Below are 12,104 nucleotides of genomic sequence, written 5' to 3' on the forward strand. Positions count from 1 at the left end.
GCGTCAGGCGGCCGCTTCGCTGGAGGCGACCATCGCGCTGATCGTGGCCTCCGCGACCTTGGCCCCCTCGACCTTGGCCACGCATTCGAAGCGCCATATGTTGCCGCGCTTCTTGACTTGGCTCACATGATATTCGAGCCGGTCACCCGGAACCACAGGCTTGCGGAACTTGGCGTTATCCACCGTCATCAGATAGACGAGCGCCGGCATGCCGCCGAGCGTCCGGGTGCAGATGGCCCCGGCCGTCTGCGCCATGCCTTCGATGATCAGCACGCCAGGCATGACCGGGTTTTCCGGAAAATGGCCCTGGAAATGCGGCTCGCTCGCCGTGACGTTCTTGATGCCGATGGCGCTGCGGTCGCCGTCAATCTCGATGATCCGGTCGACGAGCAGGAACGGATAGCGGTGGGGAAGCAGCGCCATGATATCCATGACGTCCATCTTTTCCATCACGCCTGTCGCTTCGCTCATTCTTTCCCTCCTGTCGAGCGCCCGGCCCGGGCCATGTCCCGCAGCCAGGTCACTTCGCGCCACCAGTCCCGCACCGGACGGGCCGGGACCCCTCCCCAGCGCGCGCCCGGCGGCACATCGCCTGCCACGGTGCTGACGCCGGCAATCTGAGCACCGGCGCCCACGGTCACATGTCCGCTGACGCCCGATTGCCCCCCAATAGCGACATTGTCGCCGATTGTCGCGCTACCCGCTATACCAACCTGTGACACGATGATGCAGTTTCGGCCGATCCGCACATTATGGGCGATCTGGACCTGATTATCGATCTTGGTGTTCTCTCCGATCACCGTGTCGCGCACGGCGCCGCGATCGATCGTCGAATTGGCGCCGATCTCCACATTGTCCTGGATGATGACCCGGCCGATCTGGACCTGCTTGAGGATCCCGTCCCGTCCCACCGCATAGCCGAAACCGTCCTGCCCCACGCGCACGCCCGGATGCAGGATGACGCGGTTACCGATCAGGCAATGCTGCAGGCTCGCATGCGCCCCGATCGCGCTGTCGCGCCCGATGCGGCACCCTGCCCCGATCACCGCATTGGCGCCGATCACCGTACCGGTGCCGATTTCCACATCCGGGCCGATCACCGCGAAGGGCTCGACGACGACGCCGGGCTCCAGGCGCGCGGCAGGGTCGATGCTGGCCTGCGGCGACAGGCCGACCGCACCGCTGAGCGCCATGGGAACGAGCGCCTGCGGGAACAGATGCGCACCGATGCGCGCGAACGCTGCCTGCGTATCGCGGACCAATATGTAGGGCTGTTCCGGCGGCAGCATTGCAAGGTTGCGCTGCGTGACCAGGATGGCGCCGGCGCGCGTGGATGCGAGATCGCCCGCATAGCGTGGATTGTCGAAGAAGCTGATGTCGGACGGACCGGCACGTTCCAGCGTGGCGATCCCGTCGATGGAGCGTTCGGCCGCGCCTTCGGGGAACAGGGTTCCCTCGCACAGCAATGCGAGCGCGCCGAGCTGGCGCACCTCGCCGCGCTTGAAGAATGAGGTTTCAACCATCGTATCGTTCCGGCCCGCGCTCTTGTTCCTGCGCGCTGGGCTCCTTGCGATCGAGCCTGCGCACGCTCTCACGTGACGAAACATGGAAACGGGGCGGCCTTGCGGCCGCCCTCATCCGTAACCCTGCCGTCTGTCCGGCGCGTTCTATCAGAAGCGCGAGGAGAAGCCGAAGGAGAATTCCTGCGTGCGGTCGAAATCTTCCTTCGCGATCGGATAGGCGTAGTTGACGCGGATCGGTCCGAAGGGCGACGCCCAGATCAGGCCGACACCGGCCGAGGCCCGCAGATCGAAGTCACCGCCGACAACGCCGGGCTGGTCGGAATATTCCGTGCCCCAGAGCGAGCCCGCATCGGCAAAGGCCGCACCGCGGAAGCCGAGATCGCGGGAGACGAGCGGCAGCGGGAAGGTTACTTCCGCACTGGCGTTCACGTAGTTCTCGCCGCCCAGCGCCACGCCGTTCTGGCGCGGGCCGATGCCCTGATACTTGAAGCCGCGGACGATATCCTGGCCCTTGAAGAAGTTGTCGAAGACGCGCAGATCGCCACCGAGCGCCGCGACATTGCCGCCACCGCCGCTGAGCTGGCCGATGACGTCATACTCTTCGTTCAGGAGCGAGAACCAGGACGCCTTACCCGTCGTGCGGATGAACTCCGCATCGCCGCCGACACCGGCAAACTCCTGCCCGGCCTGGATGAACAGGCCGTCACGCGGGGTTTGGGCATTGTCCAGCGAGTTGTAGGTCAGCGCGTAGGACACCGAGGAGGTCGAGTACGGGCTGTCGCAGATCGCCTGGTTGATGATTTGCGATGCCGTGTAGGCCGGAGCCAATGAACCAATGATGCCGCCAGCATCCGTATTGGCGCCTGCGCAGGTCTGGTAGAAGAGGTTACCAGCCGCATCATACTGGGCAACGCCCGTATCGTCGCCGAACCGCTCTTCCTTATAGTTGTACGCCACCTGCGCCGTCAGACGCTGTGTGATCGGCGCAGCCAGGCGCAGCGTGCCACCGGTCCGCTCGATATCGTAGTCGGAGGAGGAATTCTCCGTCCGGTAGATATCGAAGCCGGCGGCAAGGCGACGACCCAGGAAATAGGGCTCGGTGAAGGACAGGTTGTAGTTCCGCGTATCCTCGCCGAAGCCCGCGGAGATACGGACGAACTGGCCGCGTCCGAGGAAGTTGCGCTCGGTGATGCCCACTTCGGCCACCGGGCCGGGGTTTTCGCCGCCGGTCGTGTAGCCGCCGCCGACCGAGAACTCACCCGTCGACTGCTCGACGACCTGCACGACGACCACGACACGATCCGGCTCACTGCCGGGAGCCGTGGACACGTTGACGGTCTGGAAGAAGCGCAGCGCCTCGAGCCGCTGGCGGGCCCGCTGGATCAGCACCTGGTTGAAGGCATCGCCTTCGGACACGTCGAACTCGCGGCGAATGACGTAGTCGCGCGTCTTGGTGTTACCGCGAACCTCGATCCGCTCGATATAGGCGCGCGGCCCCTGATCGATGACGTATTCGACGCCGATCGTGTTGTTGGTGAAGTCACGGTCGCCGCGCGGGGTCACCTGCGCGAAGGCATAGCCCTGGGCCGCCACGGCGTTGGTCAGGTTGACGAGCGTGTCCTCGACCTTTTCGGCGCTATAGACGTTGCCGGGCTTGGTCTCCAGCTCGCTCTGCAGAGCGGCGGCGTCGATCCCCGGAACGGTGGAGTCGATATTGACGTTGCCGAAGGCGTAGCGCTCGCCCTCTTCCACCGTGATGGTGATGAAATATTCGTTCTTCGTGGCGTCGAGCTCGGCCACCGAGGACACGATGCGGAAATCGGCGAAGCCGCGATTGTAGTAGAAGCGGCGCAGCGTTTCCTCGTCGGCGCGCAGCCGGTCTTCGTCGTAGATGTCGCTCTTCTGCAGGAAGCCGAAGAGGCCCGTCTCACGCAGGGCGATGACTTCCTTCAGGCGGCGGTCGCCGAAGGCATTGTTGCCGACGAAGTTGATCTGCGCGATGCGGGTGCGATCCCCTTCCACGATGTCGAAGACGACATTGACGCGGTTGCCATCGGCCTGGACGGTGCGCACGGAGACCTGGGCGTCGCTGCGGCCGACGCGCGTATAGACGCTGCGGATCGCATCGACATCGGCCTGCGCCGTGGTCGCGTTATAGGCGGCGCGCGGCGCCGTCTGGACGACGCTTTCGAGCTGCTCGTTCTTGACCTTGGAGTTGCCCTGGAAAATGACCTGATTGACGATCTGGTTCTCGTCGACCTGGACGACCAGCGTCCCGCCGGACTGGCTGACGCGAACGTCGGAGAAGAGGCCGGTTGCGAAGAGGCGCGTCACGACCTGGTCGATATCGGCCGGGGTGACGTTCTGCCCGGGCCGGATCTGGCTGAGGTTGCGCACCGTCTCTGCGTCGACGCGCGATGTGCCGCGAACCTCGATCCGGTTGACGACCGCCGCCTGCGCAGCGCTCATGGCCCCGAGCTGGACACCCACAGTGGAAGCCGCAAGGATCGTCGAGGAAAGCGCCGCCGCCGACAAGGCGTTGAGAAGCTTCGAACCAGCCGTCATGGCTAAACCACCTTTTACATTTCTGCCGAGCAGGACGCGGACACACCCGAGAGTGCACCCATTGCCTTGTATCGGCTTTGCGGATGCGTTCAACCAGACTGGGCCCGAATCCGTTTAGGATTCACGAAAGCGTTGCCCAATCGACACGGCAACACCCAGCTATGGTTAACGATCGGCAAACCCCCTGATTGTCCCCTGATCGCCCCGTCGTCGCTAGCCGAGACTGAGCAGATCGTTCGAAAAAGCAAATACCATGAGCCCCATTACAAGGACCAGCCCGATTCGAAAACCGATCTCCTGCGTCCGTTCGCTCAAGGGTTTTCCGCGCGCCGCTTCGAACGCGTAGAAGAGAAGATGGCCGCCATCCAGAACCGGAATCGGCAGAAGGTTGAGCAGCCCGATGGAGATGGACAGAAGCGCCGCCATGTTGAGAAGTGTTGCAAAGCCGAGTGTCGCCGCCTGGCTCGACATCTGAGCGATGCGGATGGGCCCGCCGATCTGGTCGGCCGGCTGCGATCCGCGGAACAGGCCGCCGATGAAATCAACCGTACGTTCGGTCACGAACCAGGTCTGCGAGACGCCGTAACCGAGCGCCTGCGGCAGGGAAAGCGTTTCCACCCGGAAGGAGGAAGAGGCCTCCGTTGCCAGAATGCCCACAACTGGCATCGTGTATTCGTTGCCGAATGGATCCGTCTGGGTGCGCTCCACCGGCGTGACGGTGAGCGGAACCTCATTCCCCTGGCGCTGGACGATGACAGCAATGGGGATGTTGGCGCGTGACGCGACATGGCGCTGGAAATCGCTGAAATAGGCGATGGCCTCTCCGTCCGCGGAAACGATCCGGTCCCCCGGCTGTAGCCCCGCAGCCTGCGCCGGTGAACCCGCCTGCACTTCCGCCACGACGGGATCGCCCACGACACGGCCGTTGAAATAGGCGACGCCCGCGAAGATCGCGATGGCCAGAAGGAAGTTCGCAACGGGACCGGCCGCCACCGTCGCCGCGCGCCTGCCGACGCTGGCCGTCGGGAAGGCCCCGCGCCGGTCGGCCTCGCTTAAATTCTCCAATGCCGCCCTGTCGGGCATGGAGGCGGCGTTGTCATCGCCCAGGAACTTCACGTAGCCGCCCAAGGGGACGATGCAGAACTTCCACCGCGTTCCATGCCGATCGGTGAAACCGATCAACTCCCGCCCGAAGCCGACCGAAAAGGCCAGGATGCGGATGCCGCACCACCGGCCGACGAGGTAGTGGCCGAGCTCGTGAAAGAAGACGATCACCGTCAGCACGAAGAGGAACGGCACGATCTTGATCAGAGCCGTATCCCAGATCATGCCCGGCAATGCGGAGATATCCATTGCGTATCGACCTCAAGCCTGCGTTCAGACGCGGTTACAGGTGAAATATGGCGCGCGCGGGTTCGTCCAGTTCCTGGGCCAGGAGGCCGATCAGCCAGAGCGCACCCGTGGCGAAAATGAGCGCGTCGATCCTGTCCATGAGCCCGCCATGCCCGGGGATGAGACGGCCTGAATCCTTCACCCCGAAGCGGCGCTTCACCCAGGATTCATACAGATCCCCCGCCTGGCCGAGAACGGACAGGACCGCCGACAGGATCACAATGTCGAAGCCGGCCTTTCCAGACACGAGGACACTGTAGACGAGCCCCGCGACCACGCCGGCCAGAAGCCCTCCCACGGCGCCCGACAGCGTCTTCTTGGGCGATACGCGCGGCATCAGCTTCGGCCCGCCGAACGTCCGGCCCGTGAAATAGGCGAATATGTCCGTGGACCACACGACGCAAATCACGAGACCGAGTGCAGCGAGCCCTTCGACATCCTCACCGCGCACCATGCCGGGGGCAAGGCCGGCCACGGCCGCATAGACGAGCCCGCCGGCAACCCAGTCCGCCCGCTTCTCCCGCCGGTCGATGAAGGCGATGAAGAGCGCGACCGCGATGGTCACGCCGATGGCGACGAGCTCGAATCCGAACAAGAAGGCGATCAGCGCGATGGCCAGCGCGCGGCGCGCCAGATGAAACAGCGGACCAGCGCGGTGGCCACCGGTGATCCGCGTCCACTCGTCGAAGACGATGAAACCGGTGACGACACAGAGGATCTTGAAGGGAAAGCCGCCGATGATGGCGAGCGCCAGAACGGCCAGGCCGAGAATGAGGGCCGATATCAACCGGGGCTTCAGGTCCCCCCAGGATTGTGCGCGCAGGAAGCGTCCGATCTCCAGCCCCATGCGTCAGGACGCAATTTCTTGGCTGACACCACCGAAGCGTCGGTTCCGCGCGGCATAATCCGCCAAGGCGGATTCCAGCGCGTCCCGATCGAAATCGGGCCAGAGACAGGGAACGAAGACCAGTTCGGTATACGCGGCCTGCCAGAGGAGGAAGTTGGACAGGCGCTGCTCGCCGCTGGTGCGGATGATGACGTCCGGCTCAGGCAAGCCTGCCGTATCCATATGAGCATCCAGCACATCGGCATCAATCGTGGCGGCGGACAGTTCCCCGGCCGCCACGCGCTCGGCGATCCGACGCGCCGCGCGGGCGATCTCGTCGCGCGAGCCGTAATTGAAGGCGATGACGAGCACCGTGCCCTGGTTTGCGGCCGTGAGCGCTTCGGCCTCTTCCAGAAGGTTGAGGATGTCGGGCTGGAGATTGTCGCGCGCGCCGATGATGCGCACGCGCACGCCCTCACGGTGAAGTTCCGCCAGATCGCGCCGGATGAAGAGCTTCAGGAGCGACATAAGTTCGCCGACCTCTTCGCGCGGCCGGCGCCAGTTCTCGGACGAGAAGGCGAAGAGCGTCAGGACCTTGATGCCCATTTCCCCCACGGCGCGCACGGTAGCGCGCAGCGCTTCCACGCCGCGCCGGTGCCCCATGGTCCGAGGCAGACCACGGGCCTTCGCCCAGCGTCCGTTGCCATCCATGATGATGGCGACATGTCGTGGATGTGACAAGATCCTGAGCCTTCCCGAATTGCCGGCGAACGATCCGGTCAGACCTGCATGATCTCGGCTTCCTTGACCGTAAGAAGGCGATCGATCTCCGCCACGGTATCGTCCGTCAGCTTCTGCACCTTGTCGGCCGACTGCCGGCTCTCGTCCTGCCCGAGATCGCCGTCTTTCTCCAGCTTCTTCAGATTATCCATGCCATCGCGCCGCACGTGGCGCGCCGCGACGCGGGCGTTCTCCGCATAGGTATGGGCAACCTTGACCAGCTCCTTGCGGCGCTGCTCGTTCAGCTCCGGCAGGTTGATCCGCAGCGTCGTCCCGTCCGTAACGGGGCTGAGGCCGAGATTGCTGTCGCGGATGGCGCGCTCGACGGCACCGACCATGGACTTGTCCCAGACCGATACGGCGATCGTCCGCGACTCCGGGACGGTGACGTTGGCCACCTGGTTCAACGGCATGGCCGATCCATAAGCCTCGACCGTGATCGGATCGAGAAGGTTTGCCGAGGCGCGGCCGGTGCGAAGCCCCGCAAGATCGCTCTTGAAGGAGGAAACGGCCCCTTCCATGCGGCGAGTGAGTTCCTTCAGGTCGAATTGGGCCATGGTCAGTTCCTCTTGTCTTCAGCTTGCGGATGGATCCGCCGGTCAGTCCGAAACGATGGTGGCACGCCCCTGCCCGTTCAGGATGCGGGCGAATTCACCCGCCTCGTGAATGGAAAAGACGACGATGGGTATGCGGTTCTCCCGCGCGAGCGCAACCGCCGCAATGTCCATGACGGCCAGCCCCTTCTGGAGCACCTCGTCATGGGTCAGGGTCTCGAAGCGTTCGGCATCCGGCGTGGTCTTGGGATCGGCACTGTAGATGCCATCCACCTGCGTGCCCTTGAAGAGGGCTTCCGCCCCCATCTCGGCCGCCCGCAGCGCTGCCGCGGAATCCGTGGTGAAGAAGGGGTTGCCCGTGCCGCCGGCGAAGATCACCACGCGGCCGGCCTCGGCATGGGCGAGCGCGGCGCGCTGCGAAAAACTGTCGCAGATCTCGGGCATGGCGATGGCCGACAGGACGATGGCGTCCACGCCGATCTTCGTCAGCGAGGTGCGCAGCGCCAGCGCGTTGATGACCGTTGCGAGCATGCCCATGTGATCGCCGGTCACACGGTCGCCGCCCTTGGACGCCACGGCGACGCCGCGGAAGATGTTGCCACCGCCGATCACCACGGAAATGCGCACACCGAGATCCTGCGCCTGCCGGATGTCCGAGGCGATCCGGTCCACCACGGCCACGTCGATGCCGAAGCCCTGGCTGCCCATCAGGGCTTCGCCGGAAACTTTCAGGAGTACACTTTTGTAACGCAAGGTCTGATCCCCTGTAGAGCCCGCAGGCTAAACGTCAGGTTGCGAGCGATCGCCGCACTCTTCAAGGCTGGAACATGCCGGCGTGAAGCAATGTCGGCTTGCGATACAGGAAGCCCGTTCGCTTCACAAGCGCGAAGCTACGAATTCCAACGCTTTGAAAGGCCTGCAACTCCTGGCCTTCGGCCAGCCGGCGCCGGCGGTCGCCACGCGTGAAAAAGGGTGCCGACCGAACAGTCGGCACCCTTCCAAAGGTGATGCTGGCGCGGCGAAAGCCGCGCCGAAGGCTCACTTCTTGCCGGCAGCGGCGGCAACCTCGGCGGCGAAGTCGCTTTCCTCGCGCTCGATGCCTTCGCCGAGCGCCATGCGGACGAAGCCGGTGATCTTCGCCGGGGCGCCGAAGGTCTTCTCGGCTTCCTTGAGCGCGTTGCCGACGGTCAGGTCCGGGTTGATCACGAAAGCCTGGCTGGTCAGCACGACTTCCTCGAAGAACTTGCGCATCCGGCCTTCGACCATCTTTTCGATGATGTTTTCCGGCTTGCCCGACTGGCGCGACTGATCGACGAAGATCGCACGCTCGCGCTCGACCGTGGCGGGATCCACCTCGTCGTTGCTGAGCGCCAGCGGGCTCGTCGCCGCCACGTGCATGGCGACCTGACGGCCGAACTGCAGAAGGGCGTCCTTGTCGCCATCGGACTCGATCGCCACGAGCACACCGAGCTTGCCGAGACCGTCGGCAACCTGGTTGTGGATGTAGGGAGCCACGACGCCATTGCTGACCTGCAGCATGGCGGTCCGGCGCAGGCCGAGATTCTCACCGATCGTCGCCACGGCGTCCTTGACCGTGTCGGAGACGGACTTGCCGCTCGACGGCGCGGTCGCACCCGTGACCGCTTCCAGCGAACCGTCCGTGGCCAGGCCCACCTGGGCGATCTCGCGCACGAGGCCCTGGAAGGCATCGTTGCGGGCGACGAAATCCGTCTCGGAATTGACTTCGACCACGATGGCCTTCTGCCCGGACGAAGCAACGCCGATCAGGCCTTCGGCCGCCGTGCGGCCGGCCTTCTTGTCGGCCTTGGCAATGCCCTTCGCGCGCAGCCAGTCGATCGCCGCTTCCATATCGCCACCCGTCTCGGACAGGGCGGTCTTGCAGTCCATCATGCCTGCGCCGGTCTTTTCGCGCAGTTCCTTCACCATCGAAGCGGAGATCGTCATGGATAGGCCTTTGGCTTGTTCAGGGAGCGGCGCCTGAGCACCGGCTGCCGCCCTGCTTACTGAAAACGGATAGAAGATCGGACAGGGCCATTCGGCCCTTGAAACGAAACGGCGCACCGGCTTCCGGCGGAAGGGTGCGCCTCAAAGATGACGCCCGGATAACGGGCGTCATCCGCTATTGCCTCGACGCGAGCGTCAGGCGGCGGCGCTCTGCTCGCCAGCCTCGTCGCCCGAAAGGGCGGCTTCCTGCGGGACCTCTTCCATGGCGCCGATGTCGGCACCCATGGCGCCCTGCTGGCGGGCGATGCCGTCGACGGCAGCGCGCGCGATCAGGTCGCAATAGAGGGCGATCGCACGGGAGGCATCGTCATTGCCCGGGATCGGGAAGTCGATGCGGGAAGGATCGCTGTTGGAATCGACCACCGCGACGACCGGAATGTTCAGCCGCTTCGCCTCATCGATGGCGATGGCTTCCTTGTTCGTGTCGACGATGAAGATCAGGTCCGGCACGCCGCCCATGTCCTTGATCCCGCCCAGCGCGCGATCGAGCTTGTCGCGCTCGCGCTGCAGGGTGAGGCGCTCCTTCTTGGTGAAGCCCTGGGCTTCGCCGCTCAGGATCTCGTCGAGCTTGCGCAGACGCTGGATGGAGTTGGAGATGGTCTTCCAGTTGGTCAGCATGCCGCCGAGCCAACGCGCGTTCACATAGTACTGGGCCGAACGGTTCGCGGCATCCGCCACCAGTTCCGACGCCTGGCGCTTGGTGCCGACGAAGAGAACGCGACCGCCGCGGGCGACCGTGTCGGACACGGTCTGCAGGGCGCGATGCAGCATCGGCACGGTCTGCGACAGGTCCATGATGTGGATGTTGTTGCGCGCGCCGAAGATGTACGGCGCCATGCGCGGGTTCCAGCGATGCGTCTGGTGACCGAAGTGCACGCCCGCCTCAAGCAGCTGGCGCATGGAATAATCTGGCAAAGCCATTTTGAATCGTCCTTTGACCGGTTTGACCTCCACGGAATGAAGCGGACTTGCCGCCACCGGTGGGATCCGCCCGTCAGGCGAAACCCGGCTTCCGTGTGTGGAATAGCGCCGCGCATACACCAGCCTGCCCCGAAAGGCAAGCATACAGCGGCCAAGGCCCGGCTAACGGCAGTCGGGCGCCGACAGATAGGTAAGGCTGGTCAGGCTGCCCTTCAATGCATAATCCCCGAAGTCGAGCGTCATCTCGTCCGAGACGCCGTTCTCGTACAGGCGGTAGCGCGCCCGGAAGATCGGCAGGCCATCCTCGTCGCTGTCGCTGTTGAAGTAGGATTCGTCGACCGTCCAGGATGCCAGGCCGGCGAAGTCGCGGCCTTTATCGCCCGAAGCGCCGGTCGCAGCCGGCAGGATTATGGACGTGGTCGTCATGAGCTTCTCGGCTTCCGGATCGCCGTCGAAGAGCCGCGCTTCCACGAAGCGTTGGCCCTTTCGCGCGCGCTCGATCAGCATGGCCGTGTGATCCAGCGGAAAATGCGAGGCCGGCAGGCTGAAATCCCGGATGACCGGCTCCTGCAGGGACACCGTCGTGGCATCCTGTGCGTTGCTGGCCGTTCCCCGCACGGTGCCCTGATCCAGCCCGTCCACGAAGGTGGTCGTCTCGAACCGGTAGGCGCGGCCATTATCGGCCTCCACCGAGCGGGTGCGCTGGTCGGTCACGGTGGTTTCCCCATCCTTGTGGAAACGCGCCGCGAAGCGGTAATCGAGATCGTATTCGCCGCAGGCCTTGGCGTTCAGGGTCAGCGCGATGCGCCCCTCGACCGCCAGGATATCCTCCGTCTGGCCCGACAGGGACAGGTCGTAGACGGCCTGGTGGGGTCGTAACGGAGCAGCCCATGCCTGCGCTGCGATCCCGAGTGCGGCAGAGGCGGCCAAGCCGGCCAAGATCCGCTTCATAGTGCCAATCCCCATTGCCGGCGCGATGCCGATCCTCTTGCCTTCGCCCACGCCCCGCCCGACATTCGGCCTCCAGACAGAATCGGGAGCCCTCATGACAGATTCGATCGAAAGCCGCCTGGCCGCCAAGCAGCTCACCCTCCCCGTGGCGGCCGCGCCGGCTGCCAATTATGTGCCTTATGCCGTTTATGGCAACCTCCTGCAGACCTCCGGCCAATTGCCGATGGCCGAAGGCGGCCTTGCCGTCACCGGCAAGCTGGGCGAGACGCTGACCCTGGACGAAGGCCAGACCGCCGCGCGGCACTGCGCCCTGAACGTTCTGGCCCAGGCCAAGGCGGCGCTGGACGGTGATCTGTCGCGCATCCGCCGCCTGTTGAAGCTGACCATCTTCGTGGCGAGCGCGCCCCATTTCACCGATCAGCACAAGGTTGCGAATGGCGCTTCCGACCTTCTGGTGGAAGTCCTGGGGGATTGCGGACGCCATGCGCGCTCGGCCGTCGGCGTTCCGGCACTGCCGCTCGATGCCGCCGTGGAAGTCGAGGCACTGTTCGAAATTGCCTGACCCTC

The 12,104-nt window shown here is 64.7% G+C and carries 12 protein-coding genes; 1 reads left to right on the forward strand and 11 read right to left on the reverse strand.

Annotation, left to right across the window (positions count from 1 at the left end; genetic code table 11):
* Nucleotides 1–3: 3 nt before the first annotated feature.
* The 11 genes from fabZ to AUL30_RS02005 form a co-directional block, all read right to left on the reverse strand.
* On the reverse strand, nt 4–471 hold the full coding sequence (fabZ, locus tag AUL30_RS01955) for a 3-hydroxyacyl-ACP dehydratase FabZ (RefSeq protein ID WP_062226146.1): 468 nt from the start codon (nt 469–471) through the stop codon (nt 4–6).
* Nucleotides 468–1,523 (reverse strand): UDP-3-O-(3-hydroxymyristoyl)glucosamine N-acyltransferase, encoded by a 1,056-nt coding sequence (lpxD, locus tag AUL30_RS01960; RefSeq protein ID WP_062226147.1) that lies wholly within the window; start codon nt 1,521–1,523, stop codon nt 468–470. The genes fabZ and lpxD overlap by 4 nt, the downstream gene beginning before the upstream one ends.
* A gap of 147 nt (nt 1,524–1,670) precedes the next feature.
* Nucleotides 1,671–4,088: an outer membrane protein assembly factor BamA gene (bamA, locus tag AUL30_RS01965; RefSeq protein ID WP_062226148.1), complete on the reverse strand. Its 2,418-nt coding sequence runs from the start codon at nt 4,086–4,088 to the stop codon at nt 1,671–1,673.
* A 213-nt stretch (nt 4,089–4,301) separates the two neighbouring features.
* Nucleotides 4,302–5,441: an RIP metalloprotease RseP gene (rseP, locus tag AUL30_RS01970; RefSeq protein WP_062226149.1), complete on the reverse strand. Its 1,140-nt coding sequence runs from the start codon at nt 5,439–5,441 to the stop codon at nt 4,302–4,304.
* Between the two features lie 34 nt (nt 5,442–5,475).
* On the reverse strand, nt 5,476–6,327 hold the full coding sequence (locus AUL30_RS01975) for a phosphatidate cytidylyltransferase (protein WP_062226150.1): 852 nt from the start codon (nt 6,325–6,327) through the stop codon (nt 5,476–5,478).
* A gap of 3 nt (nt 6,328–6,330) precedes the next feature.
* Nucleotides 6,331–7,017, reverse strand: coding sequence for an isoprenyl transferase (locus AUL30_RS01980; protein ID WP_062226151.1), 687 nt, complete (start codon nt 7,015–7,017; stop codon nt 6,331–6,333).
* Nucleotides 7,018–7,085: 68 nt separating this feature from the next.
* Nucleotides 7,086–7,643 (reverse strand): ribosome recycling factor, encoded by a 558-nt coding sequence (gene frr, locus AUL30_RS01985; RefSeq protein ID WP_062226152.1) that lies wholly within the window; start codon nt 7,641–7,643, stop codon nt 7,086–7,088.
* 42 nt (nt 7,644–7,685) lie between these two features.
* A complete protein-coding gene (gene pyrH / locus AUL30_RS01990) occupies nt 7,686–8,393 on the reverse strand; it encodes a UMP kinase (RefSeq protein WP_083507606.1) in 708 nt (235 codons plus the stop codon).
* 285 nt (nt 8,394–8,678) lie between these two features.
* A complete protein-coding gene (gene tsf, locus AUL30_RS01995; protein WP_062226154.1) occupies nt 8,679–9,605 on the reverse strand; it encodes a translation elongation factor Ts in 927 nt (308 codons plus the stop codon).
* 195 nt (nt 9,606–9,800) lie between these two features.
* The gene (rpsB, locus tag AUL30_RS02000; protein WP_062226155.1) at nt 9,801–10,586 is read right to left on the reverse strand and encodes a 30S ribosomal protein S2; all 786 of its coding nucleotides are present in this window, start codon (nt 10,584–10,586) and stop codon (nt 9,801–9,803) included.
* A gap of 162 nt (nt 10,587–10,748) precedes the next feature.
* Entirely contained in the window at nt 10,749–11,537 is a 789-nt protein-coding gene (locus AUL30_RS02005; protein ID WP_062226156.1) for an EipB family protein, read from the reverse strand.
* Nucleotides 11,538–11,631: 94 nt separating this feature from the next.
* Between AUL30_RS02005 and AUL30_RS02010 the strand changes: the two genes are divergently transcribed.
* On the forward strand, nt 11,632–12,099 hold the full coding sequence (locus AUL30_RS02010; protein WP_062226506.1) for a RidA family protein: 468 nt from the start codon (nt 11,632–11,634) through the stop codon (nt 12,097–12,099).
* Nucleotides 12,100–12,104 lie beyond the last annotated feature (5 nt).

This window comes from Aureimonas frigidaquae (assembly GCF_001463905.1).
Lineage (GTDB): Bacteria > Pseudomonadota > Alphaproteobacteria > Rhizobiales > Rhizobiaceae > Aureimonas > Aureimonas frigidaquae.